Annotated in this window: 20 protein-coding genes and 1 pseudogene; 8 read left to right on the top strand and 13 right to left on the bottom strand. The window is 68.6% G+C overall.

Annotated elements, in window-relative coordinates; all coding sequences use genetic code 11:
- Nucleotides 1-2 precede the first annotated feature (2 nt).
- Nucleotides 3-1,073: a BMP family protein gene (locus V8Z74_RS22730; RefSeq protein ID WP_349711409.1), complete on the bottom strand. Its 1,071-nt coding sequence runs from the start codon at nucleotides 1,071-1,073 to the stop codon at nucleotides 3-5.
- 371 nt (nucleotides 1,074-1,444) lie between these two features.
- Here V8Z74_RS22730 and rpsU point away from each other — a divergent pair, with 371 nt between their 5' ends.
- Both rpsU and V8Z74_RS22720 read left to right on the top strand, forming a co-directional pair.
- The gene (rpsU, locus tag V8Z74_RS22725) at nucleotides 1,445-1,657 is read left to right on the top strand and encodes a 30S ribosomal protein S21 (protein ID WP_003052999.1); all 213 of its coding nucleotides are present in this window, start codon (nucleotides 1,445-1,447) and stop codon (nucleotides 1,655-1,657) included.
- Nucleotides 1,658-1,814: 157 nt separating this feature from the next.
- On the top strand, nucleotides 1,815-2,261 hold the full coding sequence (locus V8Z74_RS22720) for a GatB/YqeY domain-containing protein (RefSeq protein ID WP_349711406.1): 447 nt from the start codon (nucleotides 1,815-1,817) through the stop codon (nucleotides 2,259-2,261).
- An 86-nt stretch (nucleotides 2,262-2,347) separates the two neighbouring features.
- On the opposite strand, the gene V8Z74_RS22715 is transcribed toward V8Z74_RS22720, so the two are convergent.
- Complete coding sequence (locus V8Z74_RS22715; protein ID WP_066477024.1) at nucleotides 2,348-3,253, bottom strand: LysR family transcriptional regulator; 906 nt, start codon at nucleotides 3,251-3,253, stop codon at nucleotides 2,348-2,350.
- A 178-nt stretch (nucleotides 3,254-3,431) separates the two neighbouring features.
- Between V8Z74_RS22715 and V8Z74_RS22710 the strand changes: the two genes are divergently transcribed.
- The 4 genes from V8Z74_RS22710 to V8Z74_RS22695 all read left to right on the top strand — a co-directional run bounded on the left by V8Z74_RS22710 (nucleotide 3,432) and on the right by V8Z74_RS22695 (nucleotide 8,474).
- A complete protein-coding gene (locus tag V8Z74_RS22710) occupies nucleotides 3,432-4,391 on the top strand; it encodes a hydroxymethylglutaryl-CoA lyase (RefSeq protein ID WP_349711404.1) in 960 nt (319 codons plus the stop codon).
- A 62-nt stretch (nucleotides 4,392-4,453) separates the two neighbouring features.
- A complete protein-coding gene (locus V8Z74_RS22705; RefSeq protein ID WP_349711402.1) occupies nucleotides 4,454-5,671 on the top strand; it encodes a CaiB/BaiF CoA transferase family protein in 1,218 nt (405 codons plus the stop codon).
- An 80-nt stretch (nucleotides 5,672-5,751) separates the two neighbouring features.
- Nucleotides 5,752-6,741, top strand: coding sequence for a Bug family tripartite tricarboxylate transporter substrate binding protein (locus V8Z74_RS22700; RefSeq protein ID WP_349711400.1), 990 nt, complete (start codon nucleotides 5,752-5,754; stop codon nucleotides 6,739-6,741).
- 131 nt (nucleotides 6,742-6,872) lie between these two features.
- Nucleotides 6,873-8,474, top strand: coding sequence for an alkaline phosphatase D family protein (locus V8Z74_RS22695; RefSeq protein ID WP_349711398.1), 1,602 nt, complete (start codon nucleotides 6,873-6,875; stop codon nucleotides 8,472-8,474).
- Nucleotides 8,475-8,487: 13 nt separating this feature from the next.
- On the opposite strand, the gene V8Z74_RS22690 is transcribed toward V8Z74_RS22695, so the two are convergent.
- Nucleotides 8,488-9,390: a LysR substrate-binding domain-containing protein gene (locus tag V8Z74_RS22690; protein WP_349711396.1), complete on the bottom strand. Its 903-nt coding sequence runs from the start codon at nucleotides 9,388-9,390 to the stop codon at nucleotides 8,488-8,490.
- 94 nt (nucleotides 9,391-9,484) lie between these two features.
- Between V8Z74_RS22690 and V8Z74_RS22685 the strand changes: the two genes are divergently transcribed.
- Nucleotides 9,485-10,573: a tartrate dehydrogenase gene (locus V8Z74_RS22685; RefSeq protein WP_349711393.1), complete on the top strand. Its 1,089-nt coding sequence runs from the start codon at nucleotides 9,485-9,487 to the stop codon at nucleotides 10,571-10,573.
- A gap of 65 nt (nucleotides 10,574-10,638) precedes the next feature.
- Here V8Z74_RS22685 and V8Z74_RS22680 read toward each other — a convergent pair whose 3' ends face one another.
- The 8 genes from V8Z74_RS22680 to V8Z74_RS22645 all read right to left on the bottom strand — a co-directional run bounded on the left by V8Z74_RS22680 (nucleotide 10,639) and on the right by V8Z74_RS22645 (nucleotide 16,951).
- A complete protein-coding gene (locus tag V8Z74_RS22680) occupies nucleotides 10,639-11,322 on the bottom strand; it encodes a YoaK family protein (protein WP_349711391.1) in 684 nt (227 codons plus the stop codon).
- Between the two features lie 24 nt (nucleotides 11,323-11,346).
- On the bottom strand, nucleotides 11,347-11,940 hold the full coding sequence (locus V8Z74_RS22675; RefSeq protein ID WP_349711389.1) for a TMEM175 family protein: 594 nt from the start codon (nucleotides 11,938-11,940) through the stop codon (nucleotides 11,347-11,349).
- A 13-nt stretch (nucleotides 11,941-11,953) separates the two neighbouring features.
- A complete protein-coding gene (locus V8Z74_RS22670) occupies nucleotides 11,954-12,667 on the bottom strand; it encodes a YoaK family protein (protein ID WP_349711386.1) in 714 nt (237 codons plus the stop codon).
- Nucleotides 12,664-13,104: a DoxX family protein gene (locus V8Z74_RS22665; RefSeq protein WP_349711384.1), complete on the bottom strand. Its 441-nt coding sequence runs from the start codon at nucleotides 13,102-13,104 to the stop codon at nucleotides 12,664-12,666. The genes V8Z74_RS22670 and V8Z74_RS22665 overlap by 4 nt, the downstream gene beginning before the upstream one ends.
- A gap of 16 nt (nucleotides 13,105-13,120) precedes the next feature.
- Nucleotides 13,121-15,031: an amidohydrolase gene (locus V8Z74_RS22660; protein WP_349711442.1), complete on the bottom strand. Its 1,911-nt coding sequence runs from the start codon at nucleotides 15,029-15,031 to the stop codon at nucleotides 13,121-13,123.
- Between the two features lie 123 nt (nucleotides 15,032-15,154).
- A complete protein-coding gene (locus V8Z74_RS22655) occupies nucleotides 15,155-15,448 on the bottom strand; it encodes a XapX domain-containing protein (RefSeq protein ID WP_349711382.1) in 294 nt (97 codons plus the stop codon).
- Between the two features lie 40 nt (nucleotides 15,449-15,488).
- Entirely contained in the window at nucleotides 15,489-16,187 is a 699-nt protein-coding gene (locus V8Z74_RS22650; protein WP_349711379.1) for a hydrolase, read from the bottom strand.
- A gap of 53 nt (nucleotides 16,188-16,240) precedes the next feature.
- Nucleotides 16,241-16,951 carry a pirin family protein gene (locus V8Z74_RS22645; RefSeq protein ID WP_066476337.1) on the bottom strand — a complete coding sequence of 237 codons (711 nt, stop codon included), beginning with the start codon at nucleotides 16,949-16,951 and terminating at the stop codon, nucleotides 16,241-16,243.
- A 167-nt stretch (nucleotides 16,952-17,118) separates the two neighbouring features.
- Between V8Z74_RS22645 and V8Z74_RS22640 the strand changes: the two genes are divergently transcribed.
- Entirely contained in the window at nucleotides 17,119-18,054 is a 936-nt protein-coding gene (locus V8Z74_RS22640; RefSeq protein WP_349711376.1) for a LysR family transcriptional regulator, read from the top strand.
- A gap of 6 nt (nucleotides 18,055-18,060) precedes the next feature.
- On the opposite strand, the gene V8Z74_RS22635 is transcribed toward V8Z74_RS22640, so the two are convergent.
- Together V8Z74_RS22635 and V8Z74_RS22630 are read right to left on the bottom strand one after the other, a co-directional pair.
- A complete protein-coding gene (locus tag V8Z74_RS22635) occupies nucleotides 18,061-18,702 on the bottom strand; it encodes a Vgb family protein (protein WP_349711374.1) in 642 nt (213 codons plus the stop codon).
- A 42-nt stretch (nucleotides 18,703-18,744) separates the two neighbouring features.
- Nucleotides 18,745-19,467: pseudogene (locus V8Z74_RS22630) on the bottom strand (winged helix-turn-helix domain-containing protein); the annotation flags it as partial.

Here is a 19,467-nt window from a genome sequence, read left to right as displayed (position 1 = left end):
GGTCAGGCCGAGAACTCGGGGCCCTCGTAGTGCTCGGGCACCTTGAGCCGGCCCGCGGCAATCGCCGCGCGGGCCTGGTCCACCCTGGCGCGCACGCTGGCGGGCACGTCCCTGCCCATGACGAGGCGCACGGCCGCAGGGTCCTGCAGGCCGATCTTGTAGATGCCGGGCCGGGGCGCGCCGGTCTCCTTCATGTCCTTGACCGCCAGGAAGGCGCCGATGCCCACGTCGGCCCAGGCCGAGGCCACGAAGACCTGCGGATCCACCGCCGTCCAGTCGATCACGTTGCCGATCTGGCGCACCTTCTTCTCGCGGCAGGCGCGCGTCACGCCGTCGCGGCCCGAGTTGAGCATGGTGAAGATCACGTCGGCACCCGCCGCGATCTGCGCCTGGGCGATGCGGTGCGACAGGGCGTTGTCGTCCTGGTCGCCGGAGAAGTTGGTCAGCAGCCGCACCTTGGGATCGGTATCGCGCACGCCGGCCGCATAGGCCGCGCGGCCCTTGAGCCCCGGCGGCACGCGGATGCCCGACATATGGCCGACCACGCCGGTCCTGGTCGTCAGCGCGGCCAGCACGCCGGCCAGATAGGCCGACTCCTCCTGCAGCACGTCGTAGCTGCTCAGGTTGGCCGCCTGCACCGCTCCCTGGGTCACGACAAAGCGCGTGCCCGGAAAGCGCCGCGCCACTTCGACGGCCGCCTGGTTGTTCTGCCCGCCATGGGCGATCACCAGCGGCGCGCCCTGCTCGGCCAGTTGCGCCAGGGCCGCCGCCAGCTTGTCCTGCTGGGGCGCAATGCCGTCGATGAAGCGCAGTTGCACGCCCAGTTCGTCGCGCGCCTTCTCCAGCCCGCGCCAGCCAGCCTCCATGAAACCCTTGTCGCTGCGCGAGCCGGCAAACAGGCCGCCCACCATGCCCAGGCCGCCGGGCTGGCTGCCGGCTGCCGCACCAGCGGCTGCGCCCTGCGCGCTGGCGCAGCCGCCCAGGACCATGGCACCGGGAGCAGCGGCCAAGGCGGCGGCAGAAGCCAGCCACTGGCGGCGCGACATATGGAAACGGGAAAACTGCTGGGACACGATACAAGGCTCCTAGGGCAACAGCCGTTATGGGCAAAAGAGAAAAGCCAATTTCCTTGGCAACCTGAAGAAATTGGAGTTTCACAAACTGTATGCAATTTGTGCGTACCCGGACCCTCTGGCAAACCCGCTCAGGGTCGCCACCAACTGCGTTTCGCGCCCCTGGCGCAGGGAGTTGCCGATGCCGTATCGAGACGATTGGGGCCGGGTTTGGACATATCGCCCACTCATCCCTTATAATGCTCGACTTTGCTGGCATTACCCCGTCGGCCATACTAGTTGAATAGAGACGGGGAACAACCGCTGTTCATGGCTCTCAGGCCCGATCTTCCCGAGAACCCGCTGTCGGCACAGATATATCTGGAAATTGAATGACTACCATCCGCGTCAAAGAAAACGAGCCCTATGAAGTTGCCCTGCGCCGCTTCAAGCGCACCATCGAAAAGCTGGGTCTGCTGACCGATCTGCGCGCTCGTGAGTTCTACGAAAAGCCCACAGCCGAGCGCAAGCGCAAGAAGGCTGCTGCCGTGAAGCGCCACTACAAGCGCGTTCGCAGCATGCAACTGCCCAAGAAGCTGTACTAATTCGTTAGGACAGTCGGCCGTCAAACGCCGCAAACCCGCGCTCGGGACGCCAGGCGCGGGTTTTTTGTTTTCTGGCCACTGCGACCATCGCGCAGTGACCGCTCAAGCCATGGCGCAATCGTGCGATTTCGCCCCGGCCCTTCACCAGGAGAGAGTTATGAGCCTGAAAGCCCAGATTACCGAAGACATGAAGACCGCCATGCGCGCCAAGGACAGTGCACGCCTGGGCACCATCCGCCTGCTGCAGGCCGCCATGAAGCAAAAGGAAGTGGACGAGCGCGTGGAGCTGGACGATGCGGCCGTGATCGCCATCGTGGACAAGCTGATCAAGCAGCGCAAGGACTCCATCGCGGCCTACGAGAGCGCCAGCCGCCAGGACCTGGCCGATGTGGAAAAGGCCGAGATCGACGTGCTCAAGGTCTATCTGCCCGAGCGCATGTCCGAAGCCGAAATCACCGCAGCCGTGCAGGCCATCGTGGCCGAAGTCGGCGCCGCCGGCCCTGGCGACATGGGCAAGGTCATGGGCGCGGTCAAGGCCCGGCTGGCCGGCAAGGCCGACATGGGCCTGGTGTCGGCCGCCGTCAAGGCCGCGCTGAGCCGCTGATCTCCAGCTATTTCGTACCGCCTGAAGTAACAGGCGAAGCACGGCCGAGCCATTTGCAGCACTGCAAATGGCTTTTTTTTCATGATTCAAGCCTGCTGGCTGGCCTGGACCAGATGGTCGCGCAAGGCCCTGGCTGCCGGCGGCAGCTGCGCTTCGTCGCGATAGCTGATGGCAAAGCGCCGCCGCGCCCAGGGGTCCGCCAGGGCAATCACGCGCACATCGGAATAGGCGGCATAGGACAGCGCCACTTCACGCGGCACCACGCTGATGGCCAGGTTGGCCTGCACCACGCGCAAGGCCGCGTCGAAGTTGGAAACATGCACCCGGTGGCGCAGGTGCTTGCCCTCCTGCGCCGCCGCGCGCGTCAGCAGGATCTGCACCGCGCTCAGGGCCGGCATGCTGACATGCTCGTAGTCCAGCACGTCGGCAAAATGCACTTGCCGCAACTGCGCGATCGGGTGGCTGCGATGCGCGGCGACGGCCAGATGGTCGCTGCGGTACGGCCGGGTCTGCAGGCCGGACAGATCCGTCGCATCCCAGCAGATGCCCATGGCGGCACGCCCTTCGCGCACGCCGCGCGCGACATCCGGGCTCACGCACTCCTCCAGGGTCACGCGGATATTGGCGTGCGCGGGCTGCTGCAGAAAGCGGGCCACGTCCTCGGCCAGCGACTCGGCCATCACCGAGGCCGTCACCAATACGCGCACCTGGCCCTGCACGCCCTTGCCGTAGGCCGCCATCTCCTGCTGCATGTGGCTGGCCGCCGCCAGGATGGTACGCGCATGCTCCAGCAAGGTCTCGCCGGCTGCCGTGGGTTTCAGGCCGCGCTTTTCGCGCAGGAACAGGTCGGCGCCCACCTGGTGTTCCAGCTGCGCCAGCCTCTTGCTGATGGCCGATGCCACCAGCACTTCGGACTGTGCCACCCTGGCGATGCTGCGCTGCTCGCACACCTGCACGAACAGGCGCAGGTTCAACAGGCTGAGGTCATGCATGGGAATCTCCGGCGTTGTATCCGACATGCCGCATCGGTCTCGGAGCTAGGAAGCGAACAGGCGGGCATGACGGTCATTGAATTTCCATTATGGAATCTAACAGCTTCCGAAATTGATTATTGCTGATGCATTGGAAATTCTAGAATTCAGCACGAACAACGCCCACGGAGACTGCCTCTTGCCAACCACCCATCCCCCTGCCGTTGCAACCCTTCGCGAAGTCGGCCTGCGCGACGGTCTGCAAAGCGTGTCCACCATCGTCGGCACGGCCGACAAATGCCGCTGGGTCGATGCCGCCCATGCCGCCGGAATGCGCGAGATCGAGGTGGGCTCCATGGTGCCCGCCCGCCTGCTGCCGCAGCTGGCCGATACCGAAGCCGTGCTGCAGCATGCGCTGCAGCTGCCCGGCCTGGTGGCTTCCGTGCTGGTGCCCAACCTCAAGGGGGCGGAGCGCGCCCTGGCAGCCGGCGCGCACGCGATGATCGTGCCGCTGTCGGCCAGCCATGCCCACAGCCTGGCCAATCTGCGCAAAACGCCGGACGAGGTCGTGGCCGAAGTGGCCCGCATCCGTGCGGCACGCGATGCCTCGGGCAGCCGCACCATCATCGAAGGCGGCGTGGGCACGGCCTTCGGCTGCACCTTGCAGGGCGAAGTGTCCGAGGCCGAAGTGCTGCGCCTGCTGCAGGCCTTGCTGGACGCCGGCGCCGACCGCGTCAGCCTCGCCGACACCGTGGGCCATGCCGACCCGGCCATGGTCAGCCGCCTGTTTGACAAGGCCGTGCATCGGGTGGGCGACAGGCTGCGCTACGCGCATTTCCACGACACGCGCGGCATGGGCCTGGCCAATGCCTATGCGGCCTGGCAGGCCGGCGTGCGCGGCTTCGACGCCTGCCTGGGCGGCATTGGCGGCTGCCCGCATGCGCCCGGCGCCAGCGGCAATGTGGCCACCGAAGACCTGGCCTACATGCTCGAACGCATGGGCGCGCAGACCGGCACGCAGGTGCCGGCCCTGCTGCAGCTGCGCCGGCAGTTGCAGCAGTGGCTGCCGAACGAACCCTTGCACGGCAGCCTGTGGCGGGCGGGCGTGATCCGCCCCCACGCCGGACCCATGCCCGACACGGCCACCGCCTGCCTTTGAACGGATTTTTCATCGAAACACCTTCTAGCGCTTGCCAACAGAGCGCCAGCAGCTACCAAATCATGAGCAACTCATCCTCCCCTCACCCATCGCCCTCCCTTCCTCTGGCCGGCTTGCGCGTGGTCGAATTCACCCACATGGTCATGGGCCCGACCTGCGGCATGGTGCTGGCCGACCTGGGTGCCGAAGTCATCAAGGTCGAACCGGTGGACGGCGACCGCACCCGCCACCTGCTGGGCGCAGGCGCAGGCTTTTTCCCCATGTTCAACCGCAACAAGAAAAGCATCGCGCTGGACCTGCGCCAGCCGCAGGGGCTGGAAGCGGCGATCCGCCTTGCCGGCACGGCCGATGTGGTGGCCCAGAACTTCAAGCCTGGAGTGATGCGCAAATACGGCCTGGACTATGCCGCGCTCTCCAGGCTGAACGAGCGGCTCATCTACGTGAACCACACCGGCTTCCTGCCCGGCCCCTACGAGCACCGCACCGCGCTCGATGAAGTGGTGCAGATGATGGGCGGCCTGGCCTACATGACGGGCCGCCCCGGCGACCCCTTGCGCGCGGGCACCAGCGTCAACGACATCATGGGCGGCATGTTCGGCGCCATCGGCGCGATGGCCGCGCTGATACAGCGCGCGCAGACCGGCAAGGGCCAGGAGATCGACTCCGCGCTGTTCGAAAACAATGTCTTCCTCGTGGGCCAGCACATGATGCAGTACGCCGTGACCGGCCAGGCCGCCGAGCCCATGCCCAACCGCATCTCGGCCTGGTCGGTGTACGACGTGTTCACCGTGCTGGATGGCGAGCAGATCTTCCTGGCCGCCGTCAGCGATGCGCAATGGGCCGCCATGTGCAACGCCTTCGGCTGGAGCGACCTGCTGGCCCACCCGCAGTACGCTACCAACAACGACCGCGTGCGCCTTCGCCCCACCCTGCTGTCCGAGCTGCGCCGGCGCTTTGCGCCGATGACGGCCGCGCACATCGCCAAGCGGTTTGAGGACAACGGCCTGCCCTATGCCCCCATCAGCAAGCCCGAGCAACTGCGGGACGATCCGCATTTGCGCGCCACGGGCGGCCTGGCCGATGTGCGCCTGACCGACGGCGAACGTGCCGGCCAGACGGCACCGGCCACCTTGCTGCCGGTTCGCATGGCGGGCGAACGCCTAGGCGTGCGCATGGACCCGCCCCGGCTGGGCGAACACACCCAGGAGCTGCTGGACAGCCTGGGTTACGACGCGGCCGCCATCGCCGCGCTGCGCGCCAGCGGCGCCGTGGCGGGCTGACAGCGCACAGCCCAACGCCCACTGATTGACAGCGATCCACACCACATAGACGGGAACAGCCCGCATTCCGGAGACAAGGCATGAAGACAAGCCCACGCATCAGCCGCCGCCAATGGCTGGCCACCACCACCGCCTGGGCGACAGGCAGCGCGCTGCCGCCGCTGGCCCATGCCGCGCCGCACGACAAGCCGCTGCGCGTCATCCTGCCGCTGTCGGCCGGCTCGGGGGCGGACGGCGCCATCCGCGCCATCGCCCCCAGCGTGGGCAAGGTGCTGGGCCAGGCGCTGGTGATCGAGAACCTGCCTGGCGCGGGCGGCATCACCGGCACGGCCCAGCTGGTGCGTGCGCCCAGGGACGGCTCGACGATCGCCATCGTCAGCAACAACCATGTCGTCAATCCCAGCCTGTACAGAAACATTCCGTTCGACTCGATCAACGACATCACGCCCATCACCATCATCGGCACCACGCCGTTCGTGCTGGTGGCCAGCCCCAGGCTGCCCGTGCGCAACCTGCAGGAGCTGATGGCCTATGCCAGGGCCAACCCCGGCGCGCTCAACTACGGCTCCTCGGGCAACGGCACCATCCTGCACCTGGGCGCGGCCATGTTCGTGCAGCAGGCAGGCCTGCAGATTCCGCATATCCCGTACCGCGGCATGGGCCAGCTGATGAACGACCTGCTCAGCGGCCAGGTGCAGCTGGGCGTGGTGGCCGTGGCGCCGGCCGCACCGCATGTCAAAACCGGCGCGCTGCGCGCCCTGGGCGTCACCGGCACCCGGCGCTCCGACACCCTGCCCGAAGTGCCCACGATTGCCGAACAGGGCCTGCCCGACTATGTTCTCAACGGCTGGATTGCCGCCATCGGCCCCGCAGGCCTTGCCGATGCCGAGCGCCAGCGCATCTACCAGGGCTTCGTGAAAGGCGTGGCAGCCCCCGAGGCCACGCAGGCCCTGGTGGCGCAGGGCTACGACCTCCAGCTCACGCCGCCCGCGCAAGCCGCGGCCTTCATCCGCGAAGAGAAACAGCGCATGGAGGCGGTGGTGAAGGCCGCCAATGTGAAGATGGATTAGGGTCTGATCGCATCACGCACATGGATCGCGGGGGCCATGGGCGCAGGTCCTGGGACCGAAGGCGCATTCACGGGCATGTCATCCGCGCAGCCTAAGCTGGGCCGGCTGTTCAGCTTTGCCTCCTCGATGCCATGCCATTGATTCTCCCCCGCCGCCGCTTCCTGCTTTCCTCCACCGCCGTGGCCGGCGCCGGCCTGCTGCCCGCCGTGCTGCGCGCGCAGGCCGCGCCCGCCGCCATCACCCGCGACGCCGCCCGCCCGCTGCTGCCCTCGGGCGTGCAGAGCGGCGACGTGCTGGCCGACCGCGCCATCGTCTGGGCCCGCGCCAGCCGCGATGCGCGCCTGTGGCTGGAATGGTCCACCACCGCCAGCTTCGCCAACGCCACCCGGCTGCGCGGCCCCGACCTGCTCGCGTCCAGCGACGGCACCGGCCGCATCGACCTGCAGGGCCTGCCCGCCGGGCAGGACATCTTCTACCGCGTGGTGCTCGAAGACCTGGCCAGCGCCAACGTGCGCTCGCCCGCCGTGCAAGGCCACTTCCGCACGCCCGAGGCCAGCGGCGGCCCGGCCACGCGCCCGCTACGCCTGGTGTGGAGCGGCGACACCGCCGGCCAGGGCTTCGGCATCAACGAGGCCTTCGGCGGCATGCGCATCTACGAGGCCATGCGCAAGACCAATCCCGATGTCTTCCTGCACAGCGGCGACACCATCTATGCCGACGGCCCCATCCCCGCCGAGCTCAAGCTCAAGGACGGCACGCTGTGGAAGAACCTGGTCACGCCCGAGGTCGCCAAGGTGGCCGAGACGCTGGACGAGTTCCGCGGCCGCCACCGCTACAACCTGATGGACGCCAACGTGCGCGCCTTCGGCAGCGAGGTGGCGCAGATCTGGCAGTGGGACGACCACGAGGTCAGCAACAACTACTCCGACAGCAAGAGCGTGGCCGCCGACGCGCGCTACACCGAGAAGAACGTGCAGCTGCTGGCCGCGCGCGGCCAGCGCGCCTTCATGGACTATGCGCCGATGCGCCACTTCGGCGCCGCCGAGTCGCAGCGCGTGTACCGCCACCTGCCCCAGGGCCCGCTGGCCGATGTCTTCGTGCTCGACATGCGCAGCTACCGCGGCCCCAACACCCACAACCTGCAGACCAGCGAGGGCCCGGACACCGAGTTCCTCGGCCGCCCGCAGGTGGACTGGCTGCTCGCCGGCCTGAAGCAGAGCCGCGCCACCTGGAAGCTCATCGCCGCCGACATGCCGATCAGCCTCTTCGTGCCCGACGGCAAGGACGCCGAGGGCCGCGCCCGCTGGGAGGCCGTGGCCAACGGCGACCACGGCGCGCCCAAGGGCCGCGAGATGGAGATGGCGCGCCTGCTCAAGGGCATCAAGGACGCGGGCATCAAGAACGTGGTCTGGCTCACCGCCGACGTGCACTACACGGCGGCCCACCACTTCAGCCCCGAGCGCGCGCAGTTCCAGGACTTCGATCCGTTCTGGGAATTCGTCTCCGGCCCGCTGAACGCCGGCGGCTTCGGCCCGAACGAGATGGACAAGACCTTCGGCGGCGAGGTCGTCTACCAGAAGGGCGCGGGCTACGACAACTCGGCGCCCACCGAGGGCTACCAGTTCTTCGGCCAGGTGGACATCGACCACCGCAGCCAGGCCCTGACCGTGACGCTCAAGGACCTGGACGGCAAGTCGCTGTTCACCCAGGTGCTGGAGGCGCAGCGCGCCTGAGCCCTGCCTGGCTTCAGGGCATGGCCTGCCGAAAGTAGTCCTGCAGGAACTCCACGCAGGCCCGCACCTTGGCCGAGCGGTCGAGCCGCGTGGGGTAGACGGCCCAGACATTGGCCTCCTGGCGCCACTCGGGCAGCACCTGCACCAGCTGGCCGGACTGCAGCAGCGCGGCCACGTCCCAGACCGAGCGCAGCACGATGCCGTGGCCGTCCACCGCCCACTGCACCGCGATCTCGCCGTGGTTGGCCGACAGCGGCCCGGTCACCTTCACCGTGCGCTCCTCGGCGCCGGCGCGCAGCTTCCAGACGCCGAACGGGTGGTCGCGCTCCTTGATGACCAGGCAGTCGTGCGCCGAGAGCTCGGCGATGCCGCGCGGCAGGCCCTTGCGCTGCAGGTAGGCGGGCGCGGCGCACAGCACGCGGTGGTTGTCGGCCAGCTTGCGGGCGATCAGGTGCGGCGCGATCTCGTCGCCCACGCGCACGTCCAGGTCGATGCCCTCCGCCGCCACGTCGACCAGGCGGTCGAAGACCTCGAGCCGCACCTGCAGGCCCGGGTGCCGCGCCACCAGCTGCGACATGGCCGGCGCCACCACGTTGCGGCCGAAGCCGAAGCTGCTGCTCATGCGCAGCAGGCCGCGCGGCTCGCCGGCGGCGGTGCTCACGTCCTGCACCAGGTGGTCGATGTCGTCGAGGATGCGCTGCGCCCAGCCGAACACGCGCTCGCCGTCCTCCGTGACCGCCACGCGCCGCGTGGTGCGGTGCAGCAGCTGCACGCCCAGCTCGGCCTCCAGCAGGCGTATGCGCTTGCTCACATAGGCGGGCGAGGCGCCCAGCTCCTGCGCCGCCGCGGCAAAGCTGGCGCGGCGCACCACCGAGAGGAAGACGCGCAGGTCGTCGGGCAGCAGGTTTTTGAACACGATCCGTAAACAATCAGACTACAAGTACGGGATTGTCTTCATAAACGCAGGGTATGAGAATACGCCCCAGCACTTTCAACGACGGAAACCGCCCATGTCCACCACGTACCACATCGCAGTCCTCGCCGGCGACGGCATCGGCAAGGAAGTCATGCCCGAGGGCCTGCGCGCCCTGCAGGCCGCCAGCCAGCGCTTCGGCCTGCAGCTCGAATTCCACCATTTCGAATGGGCCAGCTGCGACTACTACGCCGCGCACGGCCAGATGATGCCCGACGACTGGAAGGCCCAGCTCTCGGGCATGGACGCGATCTTCTTCGGCGCCGTGGGCTGGCCGGCCACCGTGCCCGACCACGTCTCGCTGTGGGGGTCCCTCCTCAAGTTCCGCCGCGAGTTCGACCAGTACATCAACCTGCGCCCGGTGCGCCTGTTCGAGGGCGTGCCCTGCCCGCTGGCCGGCCGCAAGCCCGGCGACATCGACTACTACGTGGTGCGCGAGAACACCGAGGGCGAATACACCTCGCTGGGCGGCATCATGTACGAGGGCACGGACCGCGAGATCGTGATCCAGGAGTCGGTCTACTCGCGCCACGGCGCCAACCGCCTGCTGAAATACGCCTTCGACCTGGCCCAGAGCCGTGCCAAGAAGCATGTGACCCTGGCCACCAAGAGCAACGGCATCGCCATCAGCATGCCCTGGTGGGACCAGCGCGCCGAGGAGGTCGCCAAACAGTACCCCGAGGTCACGCTGGACAAGCAGCACATCGACATCCTGACCGCGCGCTTCGTGCTGCAGCCGGGCCGCTTCGACGTGGTGGCCGCCACCAATCTGTTCGGCGACATCCTCTCCGACCTGGGCCCGGCGACCACCGGCACCATCGGCCTGGCGCCGTCGGCCAACCTGAACCCCGACCGAACCTTCCCCAGCCTGTTCGAGCCGGTGCACGGCTCGGCGCCCGACATCTACGGCAAGAACATCGCCAACCCCATCGCGATGATCTGGTCGGGCGCGCTGCTGCTGGACTTCCTGACCCAGGGCCAGGGCGCCGGCCGCGCCGCGCACGACGCCATCGTGGCCGCCATCGAGGAAGTCATCAAGAACGGCCCGCGCACGCCGGACCTGGGCGGCACGGCTAATACCACACAGGTGGGCGAGGCCGTGGCGGCACTGATCGCCCGGGGTTGATGGCTTGACTGCTATTTATTTAATAGCTTTTAGCGCTTGATGGACGGGCGCTACAGCCATTTTCATCATGAATCGCTGCTGTAGCGCAGCGTCAGCGCCGCCACCACCGGCGGCAGCGCAAAGCACCACATGCCCAGGGCCACATAGGCCAGCGCCGCCAGCGCGCAGCCCACGGCAAAGCTGGCGATGGCGGGCAGCATCTTGCGCAGCCGCCCCATGGCAGCGCCGCGCGCATCGCCCCGCAGGCCCTTGAACAGGTCGGCCAGATCGATCATCACCTGGGTGGTGTTGCCCGTCATCAGGGTCGACGGCGGCAGCTGGGCCAGGTGCATGCGCTGCATGGCGTTCTGCACGGCCATGGCGCACACCATCAGCATGCCGGCGGCAAACGCGGGCGGCGCGTCGCCGTCCGCGAACGGGCCGTAGCCCAGCATCAGCGCCGCCGCCAGCGCCAGCAGCAGCACCTGGGCCGCGACCAGGCTGCGCAGGGGCGCCTGCTGCCGCGCCACCAGCGCATTGCTGGCCAGGCGCGCCAGCACCACGGCCACGCAGAACACGGGCAGCGCCAGCAGCTTGGAGACGGCACCCGCGCTGCCGTGGATCAGCGCCGCGCCCAGCGTGACGAAGTTGCCCGTCACATGCGCGGCGAACAGGCCGCCCAGCGCCAGGAAACCCGCCGTGTCCACATAGCCGGCATTGAAGCCCAGCAAGTGGCTCAGGGGGGCGGGGGTGCTGCGGGTTTCGGGCATGGGGGCTCCAGGAAAGGCGGGCGGTCAGCGCTGCTGCTCGTTCTGCTGCGCCAGGTATTTTTCGATGCGCGGGTCGGGCCGGAACCAGAGCACGGCCATGGCCGTGAAAATCACGAACGCGGCCATGGTGCTGTAGAAGCTGACGGCAATGGCCAGCGCGTACACGGGCAGCGAGAGCTTGCCCTTCAGGTCCTTGCCCAGGGTGCGCGCGAGCACGGAATCCCGGCCCTCCGACGCGATGATGACACGCTCCAGCCCCCAGTACGAGAGCGCGCACATGAACAGCACCGCGGCATAGAGCGCGGTGGGCAGCGCCAGCAGCCCCGACCTGCCGGCCCAGGTGGTGGTGATGGGGATCATGGTCAGCCAGAACAGCAGGTTCAGGTTGGCCCACATGATGCGGCCGTTGATACCGCGCACCACCAGGAACAGGTGGTGGTGGTTGTTCCAGTAAATGCCTACATAGATGAAGCTGAGCACGTAGCCGAAGAAGTTGTGCGCCTCCCTCCACAGCCCGCTCCAGGTGAACTCGGCCGGCAGCTGGATCTGGTAGAGCATCAGCGTCAGGCTCACCGAGATGACCCCGTCGCTGAAGGATTCCAGGCGGCTCTTGTTCATGGCGGCACCTCCGTCAAATGGGCTGCTGGCGAAAGGCCAGGCGGGCCAGGTACAGCACGGCCAGCAGGAAGGGCAGCACGCTCCAGAAGCCCAGGTGCTGGTAGAGCACCGCGCCCAGGAAAGCGCCGAGCACGAAGCCGCCCACCACGCTGCCGCTCTTGCATACCGCCTGCCGGTTTTCGCTGCCGGGATGGCGCACGTAGTTGGACAGGTCGATGCCGAACTGGGTGGTGTTGCCCGTCATCATGGTGCTGGGGCTGATGTGCTTGATCAGCGTCTTGCTGGCGGTGTTGCGTATGGCCAGCGCCACCAGGCCCAGGCCGCCGGTCAGCGCCAGCGCGCCGGCATCGGGGTCGCGGAAAGGCTCCAGCTGCAGGCCCGCGAGCATGAAGCCGGTGAGGAACGCGGCCTCGCCCACGAACAGCCAGCCCAGGGTCCTGGAGGACGGGCTGCAGCGGTCTATCCACAGCTTGGTGAGCATGACCGTGGCGATGAACAGCGGGATCGCGCCCAGCTTGATCCACAGGCCCGCCCCGCCCTTGGCGAAGGCCGCGCCGGCCAGCACCAGGTTGCCGGTCACATGGGCGGTGAAGAAGCCCAGCAACGCGATGAAGCCGATGGTGTCTATGGCGCCGCCCACGATGGCGAGCAGCACCGGCGCGCGGCATTGTGCCCAGAGGCCCGGGGCGGACCCGGCAGCCGCAGATGCGTTGCTGGTAGCAGTCATGCGTACTCCTTTTCCCGCAGGTCCAGCCAGGCCACGAGCAGGAAGCCGCCCGCCAGGCCCAGGTGCTCGAAGAAGGCATTGGCCGCCATGAAGCGCTCCTGCCCCGCGGGCAGCTCCCAGAAGCGCAGCGCCAGGAAAGTCGCCAGCAGGGTGAAGCCGCCCAGCGCCAGCGCGCCCAGCCAGCGCAGCCGGCCGATGAGGACCAGCGCCGAGGCGCCCAGCTCCAGTGCGATCACCAGCACCGCGAACAGCGGCGCCGGCGCCAGGCCGAAATGCTGCATCTCGCCAAGGGCGCCGGAAAAGTGGGTGAGCTTGACCAACCCGCCCTGCAGATAGGCCGCGCACAGGCCCAGGTAGGCGACAAAGCGCATGGCCGCGCTGCCGAAGACTGGGCGCGCCATCACCGCAAGGCGGTTTTCAAGGCTGAGGCTTGTCATGGCATGTCTCCCTGCCTCAGGCCATCCAGCAGGAGCAGCCCAGCGCGCCGAAGAAGCTCTTTGGATCGGAGGACGGCACGCTGGACGCCCAGGCGCTGGCGTGGCTGTGGCCGTGCAGGCCGCAGCTGGTGCCGCAGCCGCAGGCAGCAGCCAGGCTGCGGTAGCGGGCCGGGTTGAGCGAATTCCGGCCCGCGCCCTCGGGCTCGCCCCAGGCGCCGTAGCCGCCGAAGCGGCGCACGGGCGACCAGTCGGGCATGGCGGGCGGCAGCGGGTTGTCGTCGTGCTGCTGGAACGGGCCCGCGCCATAGACCACGCGGCCGCCGACCACGGTGAGCTCGGACGTGAGGAACGAGATCTCGTCCTCGGGCACGGTGAAGTAGTCCTTGCTCGGCACCATCAGGTCGGCGAACTGGCCGACCTCGATGCGGCCGCGCCGGCCTTCCTCGTTGCTGAACCAGGCGACGTTCTCGGTCCACATGCGCAGTGCGGTCTCGCGGTCGAGCAGGTTGCGCTCGGGGTACATCTGCAGGCCGCCCACGGTCTTGCCGGTGACCATCCACGACAGCGACACCCAGGGGTTGTACGAGGCGACGCGCGTGGCGTCGGTGCCGGCCGAGGTCTTCACGCCGCGCTCGAGGATCTTCTTGACGGGCGGCGTGGCCTCGGTGGCGCGCGCGCCGTAGCGCTCGCTGAAGTACTCGCCCTGGTAGGCCATGCGGTGCTGCACGGCAACGCCGCCGCCCAGCGCGGCGATGCGGTCGATGGAGCGGTCGGAGATGGTCTCGGCGTGGTCGAAGAACCAGTTCAGGCCGGTGAGCGGCGTGTCGCGGTGCACCTTCTCGAACACGTCGAGCGCGCGGCTGATGGTCTCGTCGTAGGTGGCGTGCAGGCGCCAGGGCCAGCGGTTCTGCACCAGCACGCGCACCACTTCCTCCAGGTCGCCCTCCATGCTGGGCGGCATGTCGGGGCGCGGCTGGCGGAAGTCCTCGAAGTCGGCGGCCGAGTACACCAGCATCTCGCCGGCGCCGTTGTGGCGGAAGTAGTCGTCGCCCTGCTTGTACTTGACCGAGGACGTCCACTTCAGGAAGTCGGCCTTCTCCTCCTTGGGCTTTTGCGTGAATAGGTTGTAGGCCAGGCGCACGGTGATCTGGCCGGCATCAGCCAGCTGCTGGATCACCTCGTAATCCTCGGGGTAGTTCTGGAAGCCACCGCCCGCGTCGATCACGCCGGTCACGCCCAGGCGGTTGAGCTCGCGCATGAAGTGGCGCGTGGAGTTGACCTGGTAGTCCAGCGGCAGCTTGGGCCCCTTGGCCAGCGTGGCGTAGAGGATGGTGGCATTGGGCTTGGCCAGCAGCAGGCCCGTGGGGTTGCCGTTGGCGTCGCGCACGATCTCGCCGCCGGGCGGCGCGGGCGTGTCCCGGGTGTAGCCCACGGCGCGCAGCGCGGCGGCGTTGAGCAGGGCACGGTCGTACAGGTGCAGCAGGAACACCGGCGTGTCGGGCGCGATGGCGTTGATCTCGTCGATGGTGGGCAGGCGCTTCTCGACGAACTGGTGCTCGGTGAAGCCGCCGACCACGCGCACCCATTGCGGCGCCGGGGTCACGGCCACCTGGCGCCTGAGCATGTCGAGCGCATCGGCCAGCGAGCGCACGCCGTCCCAGCGCAGCTCGAGGTTGAAGTTCAGGCCGCCGCGGATCACGTGCGTGTGGTTGTCGAACAGGCCGGGCAGCACGCTGCGGCGCTGCAGGTCGATCCTGCGCGTGCCGCTGCCGGCCAGGGCCAGCACCTCGGCATCGGAGCCGACGGCGATGAAGCGGCCGTCCTTGACGGCCACGGCCGTGGCCGTGGGCTGGGCCCGGTTCAGCGTGGTGAACCGGCCGTTATGGAAGATGGCGTCGGGCTTGGCGTCGGGCGTTTGGTCGGTCATGGAGGCTCCTTGGCGTGAGGGGATGCTGCAGCCCAGCAGGCCACCCATGGCCAGGGTGGCGGCAGAGCCCAGGACTTTTCTGCGCGTGCTCATGGGACAGTTTCCTTGAAGTGGGGGCCGGTGTCAGCCCTGGCGCTGGTCCGCGCCGGGCTTCTGGCAGCCGGGCCTGCCGGGCCTGCCGGGCCTGCCGGGGAGTTGGCCAAGCACATGCTCGGTGGCCTCGGCCTGCTCGCAGGCGGCGCTGAAGGCCGTGCCCTGCAATAGCTGCTTGCCGACAGGAATGATCTGCTCGCCCACCAGGATGCCCAGCAGCCCCACCAGGGCCACCAGCGGCGGCGCGGGCGAGCGCACCTGCAGCAGGCTGTAGACCACGCCGACCAGCAGGCCGGCTCCCAGGGACAGTGCGTAGAGCTTCATGGTGTCACTCCTGTGGCGAGGGGCCGCGGCGCGGGGGGGGTCAGGCCTGGGCGGGGTTGGGGCCGACGGTCTCGCCGTGCTGCACGCGCTCGGGCGCCTTGTGCACCATGGTGTAGGCATAGTCCACGCCCATGCCGTAGGCACCCGAATGCTCGCGCACGATGTCCATCACCGCATCGTAGGTGCCGCGGCGCGCCCAGTCGCGCTGCCACTCCAGCAGCACCTGCTGCCAGGTCACGGGCACCACGCCGGCCTGCACCATGCGGTCCATGGCGTAGTTGTGCGCATCCAGCGAGGTGCCGCCCGAGGCGTCGGCCACCATGTAGATCTCGTAGTCGGTGTCGTGCAGGCACGACAGCGCGAAGGTGGTGTTGCAGACCTCAGTCCACAGGCCCGAGACCACGATCTTCTTGCGGCCCTGGGCGGCACCCGCGGCCAGCGCGTCGCGCACGTTCTGGTCGTCCCAGGAGTTCATCGAGCTGCGCTCCAGCAGCTTGTGTTCGGGAAAGACGGCCAGCAGCTCCGGATAGGTGTGGCCCGAGAAGCTTTCGGTCTCGACCGTGGTGATGGTGGCGGGGATGCCGAAGGCCTTGGCCGCCTTGGCCAGGCCCACGACATTGTTCTTCAGCACCTGGCGGTCGATGGACTGCACGCCGAAGGCCATCTGCGGCTGCTGGTCGATGAAGATGATCTGGCTGTTCTGGGGGGTCAGAACTTCGGTGTAGCGGTTCTTGGGCATGGTGAACTCCTTGAGGGTGGTGGAGGGTGGGTGAAGGAAACGGGGAAGAGAACTCAATGCACCGCGCCGGCATCGACCAGCACGATCTCGGCGTCTTCGCTCGCGGTGATGCGCAGGCTCTTCTCGGCATGCACCGCGGCGCCGTCGCGGGCATCCAGCGGCACGCCATTGACCTCGGCGCGGCCCTTGGCCAGCACCAGGTAGCCATAGCGGTCGCCTTCGGCGAACCGGTATTCGGCGCTCTCGCCGGCCTTGAGCGTGGCACCCAGCACGCGGGCGTCGGCACGGATCGGCAGCGCGTCGTCGTCGCCTTCGGCGCCGCTGGCCAGCGTCACGAAGCGGCCGGCGCGGTCGTCCTTGGGGAAGGGCTTGGTACCCCAGGCCGGCCGCTCGCCCTGCCGGTCGGGCAGGATCCAGATCTGGAAGATGCGAGTGACGCCGGGTTCCAGGTTGTATTCGGAGTGGCGGATACCCGTGCCCGCACTCATCACCTGCACATCGCCGGCCACCGTACGGCCCTGGTTGCCCAGGTTGTCGCGGTGGGTGATGGCACCTTCGCGCACATAGGTGATGATTTCCATGTCGGCATGGGGGTGCGGCGGAAAGCCCGAGCCGGGGGCGATGGTGTCGTCGTTCCACACCCGCAGCGCACCCCAGTGGACACGCTCGGGGTCGTGGTATTCGGCAAAGGAAAAATGGTGCCTGGCGTCGAGCCAGCCATGGTGGGCGGCGCCCAGGCTTTCCAGGGGACGGCGTTCGATCATGGTGTTCTCCTGCGGACTCGTTGATGCAATGGAGCCAGTCTAGGAACCGCAGATCACGCTGAGAAGCCAAGGAATGGAATTCCATCCTTTCCGTTTTTGGCATGCGCCGCCATGCCGACTGCTGGCATATTGCGGGCTGTCCTCCCTATCTCTGCTCCATAGCCACCATGAATAAACTGCCAGACCTGGAAGCGTGGGCTATCTTTGCCAAGGTCGCGGAAACCGGCTCCTTCGCGCGCACCGCGGCCGAGTTCTCGCTGTCCCAGGCCACCGTGTCCAAGGCCGTCTCACGGCTGGAAGCGCGCATGAAGACCACGCTGTTCCACCGCACCTCGCGCCGCCTGTCGCTGACCGCCAATGGCCACGCGGCGCTGGAGCGCGCCTCGCGCATCCTCGAGGAAGGCCAGGCCGTGGAAGCCGAGGTGGCCGAGCAGTCCGTGAGCCTGCGCGGCGTGATCCGGATGTCCGCGCCCATGTCCTTCGGCATCGCGCGTCTGGCGCCGGCGCTGCCGGGTTTTCTGCAGGCCCACCCCGATGTGGAGCTGGACGTGCATTTCAACGACCAGCAGGTGGATCTGGTGGGCGACCGCTTCGACCTCTCCCTGCGCATTGCCACCATGGTGGATTCCAGCCTGCTGGCCCGCCAGCTGTGCAAGGTACGCATCCTGCTCGTGGGCTCGCCCGAATATTTCCAGCGTCATGGCCGCCCGCGCCACCCCAGCGATCTGGCAAAGCACAAGGCGCTGCAATACACCTATGCGCGTACCGGCACCCACTGGCGTTTCAAGCATGCGCGGCACGGCGAATTCACGCAGGCCATGGCCGTGCAGATGCAGGCCAACAACGCCGAGGCACTGACGCCCGCGCTGCTGGCCGGGCTGGGCGTGGCGCTGCAGCCGGCCTTCCTGGTCTGGCAGGAGCTGCAGACGGGTGCGCTGGAAGCGGTGATGGAAGACTGGCAGGTGGATCCGATCGCGCTGCACATCCTGACCCCGCCGGGCCGCAACCGCCCCGCACGGGTGCAGGCACTGATCGAGCACCTGGCCCAGGCCTTCGCCAGCGAGCCCTGGGCCGGCGTGGCGGAGCTGGTGCGGCCGCTTTGAGCCGGATTACTTCGGCCGCGCCGGCCGGCGCACGGTCCGGAGCCTGCCGCTGGCCCCGCCGCCGCAGAAGAAGCGCTCGCCGCCATCGGACTCCAGCCCCGACACGCCGGTACCCGGCGGCATCTCCAGCCGCTCCAGCACCGCGCCGCTCGCCGGGTCGATGCGCCGCAGCTCGCTACGGTTCTCTTCCCAGGTGCCGTGCCACAGCTCCCCGTCCACCCAGGTGACGCCGGTGACGAAGCGGTTCGAATCCATGGTGCGCAGCACCTTCCCCGTCTCGGGGTCGATCTGGTGGATCTTGCGCGCCTGGTACTGCCCCACCCACAGCGAGCCCTCGGCCCAGGCCAGGCCCGAGTCGCCGCCGCCGCCGGGCGCGGGGATGGTGGCCAGCACGCGGCTGGTGGCCGGGTCGATCTTCTGGATGCGGTCCTCGGCGATCTGGAACAGGTGCCGGCCGTCGAAGGCCGTGCCGGCATGGCCCGGCACGTCGATGGCGCGCACGATCTCGCCGCTGTCGGGATCCATGGCCTGCACCTGGTCGCCGGTGGCGAACCAGACCTGCCGGCCGTCGTAGGACACGCCGTGCACATGCGTGATGCCGGGAAAAGGCCCGTACTCGCGGATGATTTCTGCAGTCGCTGCTTTCATGCTGAACTCCTTCGTGATGCCATCAATGGCGGTGAGTCCATGCTAGTCACCGGGCAGCGCCGCAGGGAGTAACAAAGCCGTCGCGAATCCCGGCGCGGACCGGCCCATCCAGCGGCGCGCACGGCCGCGTCCCACGGGCTGCGCCAGCCCGCGGGCCGCCAGCGCGTCCAGCGCTCTCTGCACGCTGCGCTGGCTGGCGCCCACCGCCAGCGCCAGGGCCGAGCTGGCCCAGGCCTCGCCATCGGACAGCAGCGCCAGCACCGCCCCATCCACCGCACCCTGGGCCGTTTCCACGGGCCGCGCCAGCACGGCCACAGGCTGATGGCGCGGCACCAGCACAAAGCCCTGCGCCGTGGCATGCACCCCGGCCACCGGCCGCAGCAGCCGGCGCAACCGGCCCAGCTCGACGCGCAGCCGCGCGCGGTACGACTCGTCGGCCTCGCGGGCCCGGAACACGCGTGCCGCCAGCGCCTCGCGCGACACATCGGCCGGCCAGGCCTCGGCCAGCACGCGCGCCAGCGCGAACAGCACCGGCCGGCCCGCCAGCGGCACCACCACGCCCCCCGCACGCACCGCATGGCGGCAGGCATCGACCACCAGCGTTCCGGAGGCGAACAGGGCCTCGACCTCGCCCAGCGCCAGCAGCGCCCGGCCTGCGCTTTCCTGCACCAGCCGCGCAGCGGGCGCGTCCAGGTCGCGCGGCGCGCTCCACCTCAGCCTCCAGCGCCGCGATGCCCGCGCCGCCTGCTGCCTGCGCGGCCTGGG

This window comes from Comamonas sp. w2-DMI, from assembly GCF_040187735.1.
Taxonomy (GTDB): Bacteria; Pseudomonadota; Gammaproteobacteria; order Burkholderiales; family Burkholderiaceae_C; genus Comamonas; species Comamonas terrae.
Note: the sequence above shows the minus strand (reverse complement) of the source record. Positions and strands in the feature narration are given on the sequence as shown.

Bases quoted from the DNA above. Each gene is read 5' to 3' on its own strand.
- V8Z74_RS22700 (WP_349711400.1), top strand. From the start codon at position 5,752: ATGAAGACAAGCCCACGCATCAGCCGCCGCCAATGGCTGGCCACCACC.
- V8Z74_RS22720 (WP_349711406.1), top strand. From the start codon at position 1,815: ATGAGCCTGAAAGCCCAGATTACCGAAGACATGAAGACCGCCATGCGC.
- V8Z74_RS22645 (WP_066476337.1), bottom strand. From the start codon at position 16,951: ATGATCGAACGCCGTCCCCTGGAAAGCCTGGGCGCCGCCCACCATGGC.
- V8Z74_RS22715 (WP_066477024.1), bottom strand. From the start codon at position 3,253: ATGCATGACCTCAGCCTGTTGAACCTGCGCCTGTTCGTGCAGGTGTGC.
- V8Z74_RS22635 (WP_349711374.1), bottom strand. From the start codon at position 18,702: ATGAAAGCAGCGACTGCAGAAATCATCCGCGAGTACGGGCCTTTTCCC.
- V8Z74_RS22675 (WP_349711389.1), bottom strand. From the start codon at position 11,940: ATGAACAAGAGCCGCCTGGAATCCTTCAGCGACGGGGTCATCTCGGTG.
- V8Z74_RS22655 (WP_349711382.1), bottom strand. From the start codon at position 15,448: ATGAAGCTCTACGCACTGTCCCTGGGAGCCGGCCTGCTGGTCGGCGTG.
- V8Z74_RS22680 (WP_349711391.1), bottom strand. From the start codon at position 11,322: ATGCCCGAAACCCGCAGCACCCCCGCCCCCCTGAGCCACTTGCTGGGC.
- V8Z74_RS22695 (WP_349711398.1), top strand. From the start codon at position 6,873: ATGCCATTGATTCTCCCCCGCCGCCGCTTCCTGCTTTCCTCCACCGCC.
- V8Z74_RS22705 (WP_349711402.1), top strand. From the start codon at position 4,454: ATGAGCAACTCATCCTCCCCTCACCCATCGCCCTCCCTTCCTCTGGCC.
- V8Z74_RS22670 (WP_349711386.1), bottom strand. From the start codon at position 12,667: ATGACTGCTACCAGCAACGCATCTGCGGCTGCCGGGTCCGCCCCGGGC.
- V8Z74_RS22650 (WP_349711379.1), bottom strand. From the start codon at position 16,187: ATGCCCAAGAACCGCTACACCGAAGTTCTGACCCCCCAGAACAGCCAG.
- V8Z74_RS22665 (WP_349711384.1), bottom strand. From the start codon at position 13,104: ATGACAAGCCTCAGCCTTGAAAACCGCCTTGCGGTGATGGCGCGCCCA.
- V8Z74_RS22640 (WP_349711376.1), top strand. From the start codon at position 17,119: ATGAATAAACTGCCAGACCTGGAAGCGTGGGCTATCTTTGCCAAGGTC.
- V8Z74_RS22685 (WP_349711393.1), top strand. From the start codon at position 9,485: ATGTCCACCACGTACCACATCGCAGTCCTCGCCGGCGACGGCATCGGC.
- V8Z74_RS22660 (WP_349711442.1), bottom strand. From the start codon at position 15,031: ATGACCGACCAAACGCCCGACGCCAAGCCCGACGCCATCTTCCATAAC.
- rpsU (WP_003052999.1), top strand. From the start codon at position 1,445: ATGACTACCATCCGCGTCAAAGAAAACGAGCCCTATGAAGTTGCCCTG.